This is a genomic window from Aquibacillus saliphilus (assembly GCF_020404745.1).
Taxonomy (GTDB): domain Bacteria; phylum Bacillota; class Bacilli; order Bacillales; family Amphibacillaceae; genus Aquibacillus; species Aquibacillus saliphilus.
The window spans coordinates 210,515-228,368 of sequence record NZ_JAIZAP010000001.1 but is presented as its reverse complement, the minus strand read 5'-3'; the positions used below and the strand labels follow the sequence as shown (position 1 = coordinate 228,368).

Here is a 17,854-nt window from a genome sequence, read left to right as displayed (position 1 = left end):
GCTACTTGAATTCCATATAGCGCCTCCAGCTTTTTTTACTATTGTCAGAATTTCAAATGTTTCCCCCTGAAGATCTTTTAAGAAGGTTGTTAAAGAAAAATTATCCATTACGTAAGATTTCTTGTGTTACTATTAAAAGATATTGTTTTTTCAAAATCAATTGTAAACATTTGAAAGGAAGTTTCATAGATGGATATAAAAAGTCTTGCTCCTAAAAATGATCCATGGGAAGCGTATAGAGATGTTGAAAAAAACGGTGAGATGACTTTATCAAGTGTCGAATTCACTACAACAACACTTTGCAACATGCGCTGCAATCACTGTGCAGTTGGTTATGCTTTGCAAAACCGAGATCCAGATTCATTGCCAATGGACCTCATTCTTAAACGATTAGACGAAATTCCGTATCTGCGGACAATAAGCATTACTGGTGGAGAGCCGATGATGTCAAAGAAATCAATTAGAAACCATGTCTTGCCCCTTTTAGAATACGCTCACGGTAGAGGTATCAAAACACAAATTAATTCCAATTTAACTCTACCTTATGATCGATACAAACCTATTGTTCCTTATTTAGATGTCCTACATATCTCTCATAATTGGGGGACGATGGAAGAGTTTGTTGAGACAGGTTTTGCTCGAATGGACCGGAAACCATCGGTAGAGGCTAGAAAAAAATATTTTAATGTGATGGTTGAAAATGCTAAGAAACTCGCTAGTGAAGGAGTAATGGTTTCAGCAGAAACGATGTTAAACAGGCGAACTTATCCTTATTTAGAAAAAATTCATGACCATATTATTGAAATGGGTTGTACTCGTCACGAAATCCACCCAATGTATCCAGTTGATTTTGCCAGTAATCTAGAAACACTAACACTCGATGAAATTCGTTTAGCGATAAGCCGTCTACTTAATCATCGTGATGACGATATTTGGATGCTCTTTGGAACGTTACCTTTTTATGGCTGTAGCTCTTCTAAGGAGGATTTGGATTTGCTTCAACGTCTATATAAGGATAGAAATGTTAGCGTAAGGAACGATCCGGATGGAAGATCTCGTCTAAATGTTAATATTTTCACAGGAGAAATCATCGTTACTGATTTTGCTGATGAACCTGCTTTAGGTAACATTCAAGACACGCCTTTACAGAAGTCCTATTCTCAGTGGATGGAGACAAAAACGGCTAAAGGATTAAATTGTCATTGTCCAGCTGTTAAATGTTTAGGTCCCAATATTTTAGTTAAGAACACATACTATAAAAATATTGATTTTAAACAAAGAGAAACCAATATCAGTTTCTAGGTATTTGATTTATAAACTATAGAAAAGCTTTAGTGAATAGTTAATACATCAACAAATTTAAATTTGAAAACACATTTAAATCGTGAATATTTTACTCGTTAGAACCTATACTACATGCTGAGGTGAAGGATATGTATAAACTATTGTCTCATAATGATTTAGATGGAGTTGGATGTGGTATTTTAGCAAAGCTTGCTTTTGATAAGCAGGTGAATGTCCGCTATAACTCTATTGGAAGTCTTAACCGAGAAGTGGAATGGTTTTTGGAAAATGATAACAAAGACACATTTTTATTTATTACTGATTTGTCTGTAAATGAAGACAATGAAAAACGACTTGATGAGTTTTATCAATCAGGAGGGAAGGTACAACTACTAGATCATCATAAAACAGCTTTATCTTTTAATGATTATGAGTGGGGACATGTTTTGGTAGAGGATAATGAAGGAAAACAAACGTCCGCAACTTCATTACTATATGAATATCTCGTTACTAATCAATTAATAAAACCCTCCAGTACAATTACAGAATTTGTAGAACTCGTTAGGCAATATGACACATGGGAATGGGAAAGAAATGATAACTTAAAAGCTAAAAGACTTAATACACTCTTTTTTTTGGTATCCATTGATGAGTTTGAAGAAAATATGATTGAGCGCCTCAATAAAAGTGAGGAGTTTAATTTTGATGATTTCGAACAAAAGATACTCGAAATGGAAGAAAAGAAAATCGAAAGGTACATTCGCCGAAAGAGACGTGAACTGGTTCAAACAGAAGTGGATGGCCAATTTGCAGGTATTGTTTATGCGGAATCATACCACTCAGAACTCGGGAATGAACTAGGCAAAGAATACCCACACCTTGACTACATTGTTATTCTAAATATTGGTGGAAAACGAATGGGTTTTCGCACGATCCATGATGATGTTGACGTATCTGAAGTAGCTGGTGTCTATGGAGGGGGCGGCCATGAGAAAGCATCCGGCTCAATCATGAACGATCAAGCATACAAAAGATTCGTGACAGAAACCTTTCGTCTTAACCCATTAAAGGAAGATGCGAAACGGAATCGCTTTAATTTAAAACGCTCAACATTTGGTTCCTTGTATAAAAATCGAACAGGCGATATTTTTCTTCTATATCAGGTCAATGATAAAGAATGGTCGATTGAGAAAAATAATAATAATATGGAGCACACCTACACAAGTTATGAAGAAGCAGAAAAATTCCTAAAAAGAAATTATCAGGCTTGGCTTGAAAGAGATGAAGCGTTTGTAAATTACTTAATGGATCAAGTCAAAAAATAAAAAGCAATAGTAGATTTATTACATTTGAAAGCAAAAGAATAACCATCAAATTTCGTTGTTAGACGACGAAACTTGATGGTTATTCTAATTCTTAATTAATACAATAGTCTGCTGTTACAATATAAAACAGTATTTGACATGTTACTATTTTAATGGGAATGTAAAAGATCATATTTCGTATCGGAATGAACCTTGGGCATTTTAAATGTTGATACCTGAAATATACTCACTAGCACTTTTTTCTTTTTCTTCTTCTAAGTCATGTAAGTATTGTTGAGTGGTACGTATATCAGAGTGTCCAGCCATCCGTCTTACTTCATCTATACCCGCACCATCATCTAAAGCAAATGTGATCGCACTATGTCGGAACCAGTGAGGACTAACATTCTTATTTATTCCCGCTCTTTTCGCTGCACGATTAATCATGTACCGGACAACTCGGTCGTTTAATGATTTTCCTTTTGAATTTACAATAAGTGGCTCATCTACTTGGCTACCTATGATTATTGATAGATTGTTAGCAGCTCTATATTGGAGTATTAAACCAAATATGTCTGGTTTTAGCTTCAATCGACGTGGCTTTTCGCCCTTACCAAAGACCCTAATCATAGTTTGACCAGAAGTTCCCTCATAAATATCGTTCCAAGTGGCATTACATAATTCCGATACACGAAGGCCCATCATAATTAATAAACTACCAATCACCCTGTTTAACTGCTTTTGCTTCATTTCATCTAATAAAAGTTGAACCTCTTTACGATTTAATTTACGTTCTTGTTTTGTATTTTGAATCTGCGGCAGTTGGATATAATGAGTCATATCTCTTTCATAGAATTCAACTTTAAACCCAAAGCGAAGAAGGGACCGGATCATTTTTAATTTTCTATGAGCGGTCGAAGATGAAAACTCCTTATTTATTTCTTTTTCGTATGCGTCCAATTGCACAATTCCTACATCAGAGAGTGAAGTAGGTGATTCCAAATTATATAAAAACTTATTGAAATGCTTTAAATCTCTCAGATAAAGTTTTTCAGTACCATCAGATAGTTTTTTCTTACGGTACTTGTTACCATACACAAAAAACGACAAAAACAGAAAATCATCTTTTTCTTTCTTAAATGAAAGGTACTTCCCATCTTCCAACACTCTTTGAGTAACTTCTTCAATTTCGGTCCATTTCCCATTCTCAACTGCTTCAATTATATTTTCTGATGTGCGTATTGATAATTGATTAATAGTATCACCTTATTCTTAAATGTAATTATAAAATCTCGCTGTTCTCAGAAATCAACTCATTCAGATTGATACAAGAGATTTCTGTAACATCAGCAAACCGGTTATCCGTTGTAATAAAAGCATTAGAACCTGAGATAATTGCAGTTGAAAGAAATAACGCGTCCCTCACGTTAATATTATGTGTTACTTTTAAATGCGCAGCTCTTTCAGAAATTTCATTGTTAACTGGCGAAATTGTTAAGTTAGGAAAGTGCTTAAAGTATAACTTAATTGTTTTTTCTATATCATGTTTCCCTTCCTGAATTGGATCTATTAATACTTCTGACAAGGCCAGAGTAGAGGTGCAGGCAGTCAATTCTCCTTGTTCAATGAGTTCAAACATTTTTTTAATAGTCTGACCGTGCTCAGGATGTTTATTAAAAGCATACATAAAAATATCTGTATCCAAAGCCACACGCTTGTATGTAGATAGTACATCGATTAATCCCATTTTTCACTCTCCTTTTTCTTCATATTTATTTTCCCACAAACCTTCACCCAATCCCCAAATTGCATCTGAGAAGCTTTTCGGTTTTGGCATAACAACTATTTCATTCCGAATGTCATCATACATCCACAATAACGTGTCACCTATTTCCAAATTCACTTTATCTCTAATCTCCTGTGGAATTGTCGTTTGAAATCTCTGACGAATGTCACTCTCCGATTTAATTACGCGATCCATAATATCACATCCTTAATAACGTTCAACATATAATCATTTTATCACACAACAATAGTAAATTGTTTATTAAATGCAAACATAAAATTTAAATCATACATGAAACCATTTATAATAATTAGTTTATTTTCGCAATATTTAATCAGAATTTAAATAAATCAAAAAAAGTACAAAAATTACTTATATCCGGATACATACGGTATTCGGATATAAGTAAAAAATAGTAATAATTTGGATAAAATTACTATTTTCATTAGAAATTAGGAATAGGGGGAATTTCATAATAAAAAAGAGACTTACTATTGTTTTATCGAACAAACGTTTGTATAATGAAGATAGAAGGGAGAGGAGTAGCATGAATACTAATGTAGGCAAAAGAAAACGAACAATGGAGTACTCTGATATGATACAGATGTACCAAGATGGATACAGTACAACAGATATTGGTATGTTAGCAAATGTATCTGCAAGATATGTAAGTAGTGTTCTAACTAAAAATAATATCCAAAAAAGACCACATGGAAGTTGGAAGCGTCAGTATCAATTAAATGAGGATTATTTTAAAAAATGGACAAATAATATGGCATACATATTGGGATTTTTTGTAGCAGACGGAAACATTCCAAGAGACGCTCAAACAATCAGCATTTCACAAAAAGAAAAATACATTCTTGAAAATATCAAAAGGGAGATTGAATCTAATCATCCCATATATAAGAATAAGAAGACTGGAGTTCATTTATTAAACCTTAACAGTAAGATTATGAAGAATGATTTAATGCAACTACACGGTATCATGCCCAATAAATCAACTAGCATTGAATTTCCGTATGTTCCAGAAGAGTATATGAGTCACTTTATACGAGGTTATTTTGATGGAGATGGATATATAAATTACGACAAATTTAACGTTACTTTTGTAGGTGGTTCAATCAAATTTATGGTAAGTTTAATCCGTGTATTAGAAAATCTAGGATTAGTAGTTAATTTCAACACTAACAGCAAACATCACCGAGTACATATAAACGGTAGAAAATCGATTAAAACTTTCTCGGACTGGATATATCATAACAAAGATATTTACCTTATTAGAAAATTTGATAAATTCAACATGGAAACGTTAGATATTAATTTATTAAAGGATAGAAAGCTTAAAAACACTTCAATCGCAGTAATTAAAAGGAAGCAAAATTTTCTTAGACATTACGAGCAATATAATTCTCTGCAAATGGCATGTGATTACGTACAAATAAAAATACCTGCTTTTCAGACATGGTTGAAAACAGATAGTGAATTTCATGATCAATTTATTATTATACAAGATCAGATAAAAGAGTAGTTGGATGAATAATTGTATTTTTTTTAATTAATTTTAGTTAACATAATGGATAGGAATTATTCAGTATGTACTCAATTATAATTAGAAAACAGCTCTAACCACCAATTAACGATGTCAAAAACTGTTTGAATTGTCCTCTTGTTATTAGGTCACTTTCATAATCGGTTAATGTATCAAGCGCTTCATCACTCATTGTGAAAGTGTCTTCTATTATCAAATCACGATATAATGAATATGTATTCAAACGGTCTAATACTCCTTGAAAGTCAAGGCCAATGGTGTATCCTTCTTTAAAAATTTTTTCTTCTTCTTTTATAATATCTGCTAAGCGTAAAAGAATTTCTGTTTTTTCCATTTCCTGTACTCCTTTTTTCGCTATAATCTATATGTTTTCTAACCTAGTAAGTAGCTGTAATCTTATTTTGCCCAACTTTCAATATGATAACCTGGTAAATAATTGTATTGCTCTTACCAACTTTTTTAAAAAGGTAATAAGCGAAAAGGAATATATTAATACTCGTAAAGATTTATTTTTCAGTTCCACCAAAGTTAATGAAGAAAATAAAAAACACATCGAGTTTTATCAACTCGAACCGGAGGACCAGTTATTACAGAGAGCAAAAGGATTGGAGCTTCAAAATAAGCAACAATCGAATAACTGATCGAATCAATAGTGAACAGGGGGACAAACATGTCACACAACACGGTTCTCGTGGCATAATTGCCTATGACTTAGATTAGAACTAGGACATAGCACTACAAAGGATAATGATGTTATATTTACGTCGTGATAATCGTAAAATCCGTGCGTTATGCACTGAATTAACCAAGATTGAGGGGAAAATTTGCTAAGAGTCAGCAAATAGTCAAGCACGAGTTACGGATCACCAAGAAGAAATGATTAACTCGACAGGATACAAAGAGTTAGTTTATCCAGACCGGCCAGACATTACCAGGAAGGTAAAGATAGAAAGGATCCAGCTATTCAGATAATATTTTATAGAAAGTAAAGTGAATAGTTATTGTTCTGTAAACTTTAAATCTAGTTAACATAATATTTATTATCAGAAGTTATAAAATTAAAGCAATCTCACATCTCAATAGACAAGTATTCTCGAGATAGTGAGATATTTTATTTTTTTAACTTATTTCAGCATTATTGATTTCTAGTAATTCTTGATATATTTCTACTAGTTGTTCAGATGGTTTTATCCAACTGAATTTCTCAGCTTCTATACGTGCATTTTTTTTAAGTTGATCAAACAATTGGTTATTTTCTAATTTTGTAACTGCTTGTACCATACTAACTGTACTATTATTTTCATATAAAAACCCGTTTGTTCCATCAGATATTTGCTCCATTGTTGGACCACTGCTAGCAGCAATTACTGGCAATCCTGACGCCATTGCTTCTAGAATAACTAAACCTAATGTTTCCGTTACAGATGGAAAAATAAATGCATCTGCTGAAGCAAATGCTTCTGCTAATTCTTCACCATGCATGAAACCAGTAAAAACTGTCCTTGTTCCTGTAAAAATTTCTTCTAGTTCCTGGCGTGCTGGCCCATCACCAACAATAGCTAAAGATACGTCACTTCTTGCATCGAGTAATGACTTTATTTTATATATTTCCTTCTCTATCGCTAACCGCCCTACAAACACCAGAAGTTTTTGGTTTATTTTTCCATTAGACAACTTCATTCTCATTCTGTTGCTGTAATTTCTAGGGTGATATTTATCGGTATCCACTCCACGTTTCCAAACGTCTACATTAGAAAAATTCTTTGCTACTAATTCTTTTCTAATCGATTCAGATGTACATAAATTAATCAAAGCTTTATTATGTAAACTTCTAATATAATTCCAAACAAATGGTTTTAACGGTCGGTACATCTTGTAGTAATCAAGGTATTTAGGGATATGTGTGTGATAAGAAGCAATTAGAGGAATATTTAATTTGTTTGCATAATAAACCCCAGAAGCCCCTACTGACACCGGATTAACCACATGCACAAGATCGGGGCTATAATGTTTTATAATAGATTTCACTTGTTTTTGCGGTAATGAAAACGGCCGATAACGATAAAAAGGCATAGTGATTGCCCTTACCCCTTCGACTACCGCACCTTCAAATTCATTAACACCTAGATCTGGCGCGATCACTATAACTTCATGGTTAAGTTGCCTTAGATATTTAATTGCCTCTGTTAAACGAGTAACTACTCCATCCGTAGAAGGTAAAAAGGTTTCTGTAACAATTACAATTTTCAAAACTAGAGTCTTCCTCTCTTACTTCCAAGAAATTGTTGGCAGTACATTTTCTCTTATAACGTTAGTTTTATTGTCCAATGTAGCTTTTAATATTTCGTGCAGTACTTCATCAGTCAATAAATTAGGCTCTAGTCCTAAATCTCTAAGTTTTGTATTTACAGCATGGTAATAATGATCTTCAGCTTCTACACGAGGATTTTCTAAATTCTTGATTTGAACCCCTAATCCAATTTCATTGCCTACTTTTTGAACCTTTTCAGCCAACTCCCCAACCGAAAAATACTCCGTAAACTGGTTAAAAACACGAAATTCACCTTTATCTGCAGGTTTGTTTGCTGCAATTTCAATGCATCTAACAGTATCCTTTATATTTAAGAATGCTCTTGTTTGTCCGCCTGTTCCGTAAACAGTTAAATCATGTCCTATTGTAGCTTGAACTAAAAAACGATTCAGTGCTGTACCATAAACTCCGTCATAATCTAAGCGATTAGCTAGAACTGGATCCATTACTGTCTCATCGGTATGTAAACCATATACTACACCTTGATTTAAGTCAGTCGCTCGTATCCCCCATATTTTGCATGCAAACATTATATTATGACTGTCATGCACTTTAGATAAGTGATAAAAAGATCCCGGCTGTTTAGGATATGGTAATTTATCTTTTCTGCCATTGTGTTCAATTTCGATATATCCCTCTTCAATATCAATGTTTGGCGTTCCGTATTCACCCATTGTCCCTAACTTTATTAAGTGACAATCAGGCGCAAATTCTTTAATAGCATATAAAACATTTAAATTGCCAATAACATTATTAGATTGGGTGTAAACTGCATGTTCACGGTCCATCATAGAATACGGAGCAGATCTTTGTTCGGCAAAATGTACAAATGCTTCCGGTTGTGTTTGTTTAAAGACCTCGGAAAGAAAATCATAATGATTTAAATCTCCGATAAAAGTATTGATTTTTTTACCAGTAAGTTCTTTCCACCTATTTACTCTTTCCTCTAAAGAAAATATTGGTGTCAAACTATTAGATTTTAATTCATTATCAATTTTTCTTCTTACTAAGTTATCTACAATTGTTACTTCATGGCCTTGTTTTGATAAATATAACGCAGTTGGCCATCCACAAAATCCGTCTCCCCCTGCAATTACTATTCTCATATTTCTCCTCCTATGCCATTTCTTCTAACAACATATAAATGATACCATAAAAAACTGAATAATCGAATTAATTTCTCTTCTATTTCAAAGAAGAGAAATTAATTACTATATAACTTTAGTATTAATGAATTCGGATATGATTTGATTGAAAGGCTGCCAATGTTTCGTTGGCAATTGATGATATGCTTTATCAATATAAACAACATGATGATTTGCGCAACGTTCATAATAAATCTTATGTCTATTTATCCAAAAAGCATTTGCGCCATATATTAGCAATAATGGCATATCCAATGAATCTAAATCTGTAACTCCATTGTAGTGCAATGTTTGATCATAAAATTTATACCAATGTGCAAAATCACTTTTCAACATATGAGAATATAAAACTTTACGGTATTCTTTATCCTTCGTATGACTAATAGAAAGGAACCTCGCTAAAGTTTCCGGTGATTTCTTAAAGAGCCGCATTCCTAACTTATACTCTATTTTTAATCCAATTGTAGCAACTTTTGGATATCCACCCGATAGAATAAGCGCCTGCGTTTTAGTTGGATAGGCTTTCGCAAATTCTTGCGCAATTACTCCACCCGCTGAATAGCCACAAATGATAGCTTGTTCGAATTTTTCGTTATCTATTATTAGTTTCAATTCCTCTACATAGTTGTCTATGATCGAATACTCAATACTAGAAGAGGAAAGTCCATGTCCGCTAAAATCCGGAGTAACTATTAAGTATTTATCTGAAAGTTGCTGTTGTTTGTCAAAGACTCTTCTTCCCATACCTGGAGGATGAATGAATATAATCGGAACTCCGTTTCCATTTGTTTCATAGTACACTGTCCCATTTTCATATTGAATACTTTTCATAAATACTCCTTCCTTCAAAAAAGTCAAAGAGCAGTATAAAATTCATGTCATATTTTCATTAACTTTTTTTATTGGTTTTTTGGCAGGCCCTTCGATTACTTCCCCGGCTATTGAAAATCTAGATCCATGACAAGGACAATCCCAAGTTCGATCACCTTCGTTCCAATTCACTTCACATCCCATATGTGTACACGTCGTATCTACCAGATGTACTTCTCCCTCTTTATCCCGATATACTCCTGTTCGCTTTCCATTAACTCGAATAATTTTTCCTTCATCTTCTTTTATATCCTCTATCTTTGTTTTTGTGTATTCTAATTTCCCTTTAATAAGGTGTTTAGATACATCTGCATTTATTTGCGTGAACTTTTTCATATCAGGATCCGCGTGAAATCTTGATGGTGAAAATAACTCCTTATATGGATTATCTTTACCCGAAATGATATCAGCGATAATTAATGCAGCAGAAGTACCATTAGTCATCCCCCATTTTCTATATCCGGTAGCAATTAATACCTCTGGTTGATCTTCAGTAACAGGTCCAATATATGGTAGTTTATCAAGTGTTGTGAGATCTTGCGCTGACCAACGATAAAGATACTCTTTCATCCCTAATTTATCTTGAGCAAACTGCTGTAAAGCTTGATAATGATCCATCGTTGATTTTCCTTGACCCGTCTTATGGCTTTCTCCACCTATCAACCATAATTCTTCTCCATTGATTGAGGTCGAACGAATCGACCTTGTTGGTTGTTCCGCATTGATATACATTCCGCCTGGATAATCCTTTTCAGATTTAATACCAATAAGATACGATCTGTCAGGATACATTCTCGCAAAATAAAAGCCTTGACCTCCATAAAATGGGAAATGGGAGGCTGCCACAACATACTTACTAATTACTCTATAACCATCACTAGTTAGTATGTGGGGATGGTCGCCGTTTTCAACATCCGTTGCTGTTGTATGTTCATAAATCTGCCCACCATTTTTCGTGATGTATTCTACCATATACTTTAAATATTGGATTGGGTGAAATTGAGCTTGATTTTTCATAATAAGTGCAGATTTTACAGGTATATCGAATGGGATTGAATCCGTGATTTCCCCATCAATACCTAATTTTTCGTAAGCTTTCATTTCACTATTTATTTTCGAAATATATTTATCGGAATTTGTGTACACATAAGCATCCTGTGTGGAGAAATCACAGGGTATGTTTCCTTCATTAATTGTATCTTTAATAAATTGCATGGAAGTATAACTTGATTGATAATATAACTTAGCTTTTTCTTCACCAAAATGCTGAATTAATTCGTCATAAATTAAACCATGCTGAGCTGTTATTTTCGCCGTGGTATGTCCAGTCGTACCATTTAAAAGTTCTCCCGCTTCTAATAAAGCAACCTTGAACCCTTGCTTTATTAACAAATAGGCAGTGGTTATTCCTGTTATTCCACCACCAACAATACCTACATCTACATGAATATTTTCAGACAATTGATCATAATTAGGTAAATTAACTGATTCCCTCCAATATGGTTCTGGAAATTGTGGAATCTCAATTGGGTCTTTTTTATTATTAACCATTACGTTCCTCCTGCAGTTTATATATTTATATTATTATTCACAGGATGGCCAAAATAATGTATTTTTATAAAAATAAACCATAGGGTATTGAACAAAATAAAAGAACCACGTCTATTATATAGACGGAGTTCTGTTTGTAATTGGAACTACTTATTTTTACGCATCATATCAAGATAGCTAACAGGTTGATCCACTTTGATTTGGGTAATCATCATTGGGTGTCTAGCCATATCAATTGAATTACCATTTTCATCCCACATTTCTTGAATTGTTTGCTTAAATTGATAGAAATTCGGGCCAAAGAATTCAATTTCATCTCCAACCTTATATGAATTTCGTTGTTGGACATGTGCTATCTTACTGTGTTTATCATAAGCTAACACTAGGCCAGCGAAGTCATATTTAGGTATTTTATCAGGCGGACCGAATAACTGATCGTTTTCTGATGGTTCTCGATAATAGAAACCAGTAGTCAAAGAACGTTGTGCCGCTTTCCATATTTCATCAATCCATTTTTGATCCATATAAAAATTATGTGGATTTTCTATATAGCTATCAATAACTTTCCGGTAAACATTTACAACAGTTGCTACATAATGAATACTCTTCATTCTACCTTCAATTTTCAGACTATCTACACCTAAATCAATTAAATTCGGAAGATACTCGACCATACTTAGGTCTTTTGAGCTCATTGTATAAGCTTCATCAGCCTGTTCTGAAATATTACTTGAATCATCTGTGCCATCTTCATATAAGTCATATTTCCACCTACATGATTGTGCACAACCACCACGATTAGCATCTCTTGATGTCATATGGTTTGAAAGTACACAACGTCCGGAATATGAAATGCACATCGCACCGTGTATAAAAGCTTCAATCTCGATATCCACCTTTTCTTTCATTACACGCACTTCGTCTACAGATACCTCTCTAGCTAATACAACACGAGGGATGCCTTCATTTTTCCAAAACTGTATGGTCCTCCAATTCGCAATAGATGCTTGAGTACTTATATGAATATCTAGATTAGGAGCTGCTTCTTTACATGCTGTGATTAAAGCCGGGTCTGCAATAATCACGGCAGCAATTCCAATCTCATATAGCTTTGCAAAATATTCTTTCGCTCCATCCAAATTCTCATTATGAGCAATAATATTAGCAGCTACATAAATCTTTGCATCATACTTTTCGGCAAATTTAACACCTTCTTTCATATCCTCGAAAGTGAAATTACCAGCTTTTGACCTAAGTCCAAATTGTTTACCACCAATATAAACTGCGTCGGCTCCATAATGAATGGCAAACTTTAGTTTTTCTAAATTTCCTGCCGGTGCTAATAATTCTGGTTTTTTTACTACTGTTAAATTACTCATTATCCCATCTCCAACTCTAGTAAATCTGTTCTTTATAATAGAAACCTGTATCTAGTATTCTATATGCTGGTTGAATTTTCTCTATTTCATGTTTAAAAATTCCTTTATTACGATGGTACCCATCGGTAGAGTCACAACAAAGATTAATTGCTTTTCTATACAATTCAACGATTTTACTGTTATATTCCCTAGAATTCAGTATTCCATTAATACGTAATGAATCTACTCCACCTTTAATTAACGGCTCTAAATGTTCAATCATGCAAATGTCTTCATTGCTCATCACGTGTGTACCATTACAATCCTCAAATATTGGATAATTACTATCAGATTCCTTGATCTGCTTGATATATAACTTCTTATCATTAAGCTCTTCTACACCTATTAGTTCAGTCGGATTAATATAGTTATAATAATTCGTTACTAATTTTCTTTTAGACTGAAAAATACAAGTCATGCCGTGGACCTGCACTTCTACTGGTAGGGTTAACCTATCTTTTATCTCTAGGACTGCATCCATCCCTAGTTCATTTGATAATAATGCTCTATTGATTCCTTTTGATTGCCAAAAAGCTAATGTATCGTAGTTGGTTGATAAAGTTTCTGGATTCCAATGAATCGGCAAATTGATATTAGTTTCTGTTAAAATAGGAAAAATGGATGGATCACCACAAATTATCCCATCTACCTCTATATCAACTAAACAATCTAAATAGTTTGGTAGTTTGTCAACATTTGCATTATGGAAGATTGCATTTGTCACAATATATACCTTTTTATTTCTATCATGTGAGTACTTAACCGTTTTTTTTATATCGTTTAATTCAAAATCGCCACTAACCCTTAATCCATATTGCTGATGACCAATTCTAATTGCATCCGCTCCTGCTTCAATAAGTTGTTTTGCCTCTTCGACATCTCTTGCAGTTGCTACCAATTCTGGATACTTGAAAACCATCGTCTCACCTCTAACTTAAGTCTATCTTCAATTATGGATATTTTTAAAATATCATCAGTGATTTTTGTCACAAATATATATAATTTACTCAAACTTTTTTAATTGTTTCGTTTATAAGTATAAAAAGCTAGAATTTTCAAGACAGTTCAGTCATAATTGAAATTATAAAATTAAGTCAAGGTTTATATAGTCAAATTAATGAGGAGATGAAATAATTGGGAATTCTAGATGGATTGATGGGTAATGCTTCGGAGATTGATATTAGTAAAGCTGAAAAGGATCTAGAACCTATTCTAACGAATCAAGAACATGTCCAGACAGCTTATAAACTTATTAGAGACTTGATTGTCTTTACAGAAAAGCGTTTAATCTTAATAGATAAGCAAGGAATGACAGGAAAGAAAGTTGAATATCATTCCATTCCTTATCGATCTATCACTCACTTCAGTGTCGAAACTGCTGGCACCTTTGACCTTGATTCAGAACTTAAAATCTGGATTTCAGGAACTTCTGATCCATATACGAAAGAATTTAGAAAAGATGACAATATTTACAAAGTACATAAAGCATTATCAAGTTATGTATTATGAAAACAAAAGCTCAGGCAAACTGTCTGAGCTTTTGTCCTTTATTCTTCACATCGACGCATAACCAATGACAGCATCAAGTGTTTGTGCTTTTTTCACTCCATTTATAACTGCTGTTTCAATCACACTAGCAGCTAACATACCTACTATGTTAAGATCAGCCTCTACGTCTCCACACGACATTGCAAATATAGTATCTCCATCTACCATTGTATGTGAAGGTCGCATTGTTCTAGCAAACCCATCGTGCGCCATTGAAGCGACCTTGTTCGCTTGTGATTTTGTTAATTTCGCATTAGTAATAATTGTGCCAATAGCAGTATTACCCTGAAAACGATTGGTATTTGATTCATTTTCTATCTGGTTTAGTAGTTGTTTTTCTGAGTTTAAATATTGCTCCAATTGATAATCATAAACTCCTGCTATAATTTCATTGGAAGTAGGGTCAATTACATCTCCAAAACAATTAACTGCTACAATTGCTCCAATTTTTAAATCTCCAACTTGCACAGCATAAATACCAAGTCCGCCCTTCATGGCATGATCTGGACCTAGACACTTACCGACAGTAGCGCCAGTACCCGCACCGATATTACCCTCTACGAATTGATTTACAAGTTGTGCGTGTTGAGCGGCTCGATAACCCATTAGATAGTCTGGTCTAATTTCTGAACTACCTATTGCTAAATCAAATAGTACTGCACCAGTCACAATGGGAACTTTTGCAACCTGGACATCAAAACCTATTTGACGTTCTTCAAGAAATTTCATGATACCAGACCCAACATCTAATCCATAGGCACTTCCTCCAGATAGAAATACTCCATGCACTGCATCAACAAGGTTTCCAGATTGAAGCAAGTCTGTTTCTCTTGTTCCAGGTGCACCGCCTCTAACATCTACACCTGCAGTAGCTCCAGATTCACAAAGTATAACAGTGCAACCTGTAGCGGCTTGTATGTTTTCATCATGTCCAATAGAAAAACCTGCTATTTCTTTCAATGAAATCTGTTTCATATCAATACCTCCATAATTTATTATTACGTAATTTGTTTTAAACTAACAATATATGGTTATATACTAATAAGAACTATTCGTGAGGTGATAACGTGTTACGTGCTCATTTAATTGTTAGTGGAATGGTACAAGGAGTTGGCTTTCGTGCGACTACCCAGCAGAAAGCGAATCAGATTGGTGTCAATGGATGGGTTAGAAACCTACCCGATGGTAACGTTGAAATTGAAGTAGAAGGTGAATCAAACAAAGTAGAGGAATTTATTGATATTACCAAAAATGGTCCGAGACGATTTATAAAGGTAGATCATGTTGAAGTTACTACTTTTAATAAAATAAAAGGCTACCATTCTTTTGATGTGAAATCATAAAAATAATCTTAATACGATAAGAGCCACTAACTTTTAGTTAGCGGCTCTTTTATTTACTAAACTAACAAGTATAATGAAATCACCCATTAGTGCTTTATTCTTCCTCAAAAAACTTACGGTTAAGAGCAATATATTCATGTTCTTTATCTGGGACTTCCTCTTCCATAAAGATTGCTTCGACTGGGCATACTGCTTCGCATGCACCACAATCAATACAAATATCGGGATCTATATAGAACATATCTTTTCCTTCTTCTATACAATCAACAGGACAAACTTCAACACATTCTCCTGCTTTTTCTTGTTCACATGGTGATGTAATTACAAAAGCCAAGTAAAACTCCTCCTTCAAATAATAAACCTAACTATAGATAGTGTATCATATAAAATTTAATCAACTTACATTATAGCCTATTTATTCCATTAGTTAAAAGTATTTTTAACCATTCTTTAGTAAATTCCCATAAAAATATATTTTAACTACTTTATATTTTTAATCATATGTTAAATGTAAATACCTTAAAGGAGGCTTTTCATGCAAATCAATGTACGTCAAGGAGATTCATTTTGGTATTACAGTCAGCTTTTCCAAATACCAATACAATTAATCATTGATTCAAACCGGCAAATAAACCCAAGTAAATTAGCCGTTGGGCAATCAGTTCAAATTCCTGGTTTTGTATCTACAAGGCATCAAATTTCTAGTAACGAAACCATTTGGAAAATCGCAACTCAGAGGAGTCTAAATCAAGATGCAATTTTTTTACTTAATCAAACAATCAATCCAAATCAATTACAAATAGGCCAATTGATTCAGATACCAGTAAGAGTCACATGGAGAATAATTAACGATAATGAAGCTTATGATTACCAACAATTAATTGAAGACGTTAGAGAGCTAGCCTCCCTGTATCCTTTTATCATAACCCAAGTAATAGGAAACTCCATAATGGGTAAAGATATTTATGAATTACGTATTGGTAATGGTAGAAAAAGTGTCCATGTCAATAGTTCATTTCACGCAAATGAATGGATTACAACACCTATTATCTTAAGGTTTTTAAATGATTATCTTTTAGGATTAACAAACAATGGCGCAATTAGTAATATTGCATTAAATCCTTTGTACCAGAGTACTTTATTATCTATGGTTCCTATGGTTAATCCAGATGGCGTCAACCTCGTTATTCAAGGCCCTCCACAAGAAGAACCGTATCAAAGCGATGTAATTAATATGAATAATGGGAGTTTGGATTTTTCGAATTGGAAAGCAAATATTCGTGGAGTAGACCTTAACAATCAATATCCTGCAAAATGGGAAATAGAAAAAGAACGGAAAACCGATACTCCCGGACCTAGAGATTATCCTGGGCCTAATCCATTATCTGAGCCAGAAGCACAAGCAATTGCAGATTTAACACGAGCTAGTGATTTCAGAAGAGTAAACGCATTTCATACACAGGGTCAAGTTATTTATTGGGGTTTTGAAAACCTTGAACCACCCGAATCAGAAGTGATTGTAAATGAATATGCAAATGTAAGTGGATACCAGCCTATTAAAACAGTAGATAGTTATGCTGGTTATAAAGACTGGTTTATTCAAGAATGGAACAGACCAGGTTATACAATTGAACTTGGTCTTGGAACGAATCCTTTACCTTTAACGCAGTTCGATCAAATATATCGATCTGCTCGCGGAATTTTATTAGCAAATTTATATATGTAAAAACAAAATGGGCGCA

Annotated in this window: 18 protein-coding genes; 6 read left to right on the top strand and 12 right to left on the bottom strand. The window is 33.8% G+C overall.

Annotated features, from left to right (window positions below; all coding sequences use genetic code 11):
* Positions 1-189 precede the first annotated feature (189 nt).
* Both yfkAB and LD272_RS01280 read left to right on the top strand, forming a co-directional pair.
* Positions 190-1,302: a radical SAM/CxCxxxxC motif protein YfkAB gene (gene yfkAB / locus LD272_RS01285; RefSeq protein ID WP_226034773.1), complete on the top strand. Its 1,113-nt coding sequence runs from the start codon at positions 190-192 to the stop codon at positions 1,300-1,302.
* 131 nt (positions 1,303-1,433) lie between these two features.
* On the top strand, positions 1,434-2,609 hold the full coding sequence (locus LD272_RS01280) for a DHH family phosphoesterase (protein ID WP_226034772.1): 1,176 nt from the start codon (positions 1,434-1,436) through the stop codon (positions 2,607-2,609).
* 201 nt (positions 2,610-2,810) lie between these two features.
* On the opposite strand, the gene LD272_RS01275 is transcribed toward LD272_RS01280, so the two are convergent.
* The 3 genes from LD272_RS01275 to LD272_RS01265 all read right to left on the bottom strand — a co-directional run bounded on the left by LD272_RS01275 (position 2,811) and on the right by LD272_RS01265 (position 4,569).
* Positions 2,811-3,755 (bottom strand): tyrosine-type recombinase/integrase, encoded by a 945-nt coding sequence (locus LD272_RS01275; RefSeq protein ID WP_226034771.1) that lies wholly within the window; start codon positions 3,753-3,755, stop codon positions 2,811-2,813.
* Positions 3,756-3,870: 115 nt separating this feature from the next.
* Entirely contained in the window at positions 3,871-4,335 is a 465-nt protein-coding gene (locus LD272_RS01270) for a type II toxin-antitoxin system VapC family toxin (RefSeq protein WP_226034770.1), read from the bottom strand.
* A 3-nt stretch (positions 4,336-4,338) separates the two neighbouring features.
* On the bottom strand, positions 4,339-4,569 hold the full coding sequence (locus LD272_RS01265) for an AbrB/MazE/SpoVT family DNA-binding domain-containing protein (protein WP_226034769.1): 231 nt from the start codon (positions 4,567-4,569) through the stop codon (positions 4,339-4,341).
* A gap of 352 nt (positions 4,570-4,921) precedes the next feature.
* On the opposite strand from LD272_RS01265, the gene LD272_RS01260 reads away from it, so the two are divergent.
* Complete coding sequence (locus tag LD272_RS01260) at positions 4,922-5,905, top strand: LAGLIDADG family homing endonuclease (protein WP_226034768.1); 984 nt, start codon at positions 4,922-4,924, stop codon at positions 5,903-5,905.
* A 94-nt stretch (positions 5,906-5,999) separates the two neighbouring features.
* Here the strand turns inward: LD272_RS01260 and LD272_RS01255 are convergent, their stop codons facing one another.
* The 7 genes from LD272_RS01255 to LD272_RS01225 form a co-directional block, all read right to left on the bottom strand.
* Positions 6,000-6,260, bottom strand: coding sequence for a hypothetical protein (locus LD272_RS01255; protein ID WP_226034767.1), 261 nt, complete (start codon positions 6,258-6,260; stop codon positions 6,000-6,002).
* Positions 6,261-7,045: 785 nt separating this feature from the next.
* On the bottom strand, positions 7,046-8,176 hold the full coding sequence (locus LD272_RS01250) for a glycosyltransferase family 4 protein (protein ID WP_226034766.1): 1,131 nt from the start codon (positions 8,174-8,176) through the stop codon (positions 7,046-7,048).
* Between the two features lie 18 nt (positions 8,177-8,194).
* Positions 8,195-9,343 carry an NAD-dependent epimerase/dehydratase family protein gene (locus LD272_RS01245; RefSeq protein ID WP_226034765.1) on the bottom strand — a complete coding sequence of 383 codons (1,149 nt, stop codon included), beginning with the start codon at positions 9,341-9,343 and terminating at the stop codon, positions 8,195-8,197.
* 105 nt (positions 9,344-9,448) lie between these two features.
* Positions 9,449-10,213 carry an alpha/beta fold hydrolase gene (locus LD272_RS01240; RefSeq protein WP_226034764.1) on the bottom strand — a complete coding sequence of 255 codons (765 nt, stop codon included), beginning with the start codon at positions 10,211-10,213 and terminating at the stop codon, positions 9,449-9,451.
* 42 nt (positions 10,214-10,255) lie between these two features.
* The gene (locus tag LD272_RS01235) at positions 10,256-11,803 is read right to left on the bottom strand and encodes an FAD-dependent oxidoreductase (RefSeq protein WP_226034763.1); all 1,548 of its coding nucleotides are present in this window, start codon (positions 11,801-11,803) and stop codon (positions 10,256-10,258) included.
* Positions 11,804-11,949: 146 nt separating this feature from the next.
* Entirely contained in the window at positions 11,950-13,182 is a 1,233-nt protein-coding gene (locus LD272_RS01230; protein ID WP_226034762.1) for a peptidase U32 family protein, read from the bottom strand.
* Between the two features lie 16 nt (positions 13,183-13,198).
* Entirely contained in the window at positions 13,199-14,140 is a 942-nt protein-coding gene (locus LD272_RS01225) for a peptidase U32 family protein (protein ID WP_226034761.1), read from the bottom strand.
* Positions 14,141-14,355: 215 nt separating this feature from the next.
* Between LD272_RS01225 and LD272_RS01220 the strand changes: the two genes are divergently transcribed.
* On the top strand, positions 14,356-14,730 hold the full coding sequence (locus tag LD272_RS01220; protein WP_226034760.1) for a PH domain-containing protein: 375 nt from the start codon (positions 14,356-14,358) through the stop codon (positions 14,728-14,730).
* A gap of 45 nt (positions 14,731-14,775) precedes the next feature.
* On the opposite strand, the gene LD272_RS01215 is transcribed toward LD272_RS01220, so the two are convergent.
* Entirely contained in the window at positions 14,776-15,744 is a 969-nt protein-coding gene (locus LD272_RS01215; RefSeq protein ID WP_226034759.1) for a P1 family peptidase, read from the bottom strand.
* Between the two features lie 92 nt (positions 15,745-15,836).
* On the opposite strand from LD272_RS01215, the gene LD272_RS01210 reads away from it, so the two are divergent.
* Complete coding sequence (locus tag LD272_RS01210) at positions 15,837-16,112, top strand: acylphosphatase (RefSeq protein ID WP_226034758.1); 276 nt, start codon at positions 15,837-15,839, stop codon at positions 16,110-16,112.
* Between the two features lie 94 nt (positions 16,113-16,206).
* Here the strand turns inward: LD272_RS01210 and LD272_RS01205 are convergent, their stop codons facing one another.
* On the bottom strand, positions 16,207-16,446 hold the full coding sequence (locus tag LD272_RS01205) for a ferredoxin family protein (protein WP_226034757.1): 240 nt from the start codon (positions 16,444-16,446) through the stop codon (positions 16,207-16,209).
* Positions 16,447-16,647: 201 nt separating this feature from the next.
* Here LD272_RS01205 and LD272_RS01200 point away from each other — a divergent pair, with 201 nt between their 5' ends.
* On the top strand, positions 16,648-17,838 hold the full coding sequence (locus tag LD272_RS01200; RefSeq protein WP_226034756.1) for a M14 family metallopeptidase: 1,191 nt from the start codon (positions 16,648-16,650) through the stop codon (positions 17,836-17,838).
* Positions 17,839-17,854: the final 16 nt, after the last annotated feature.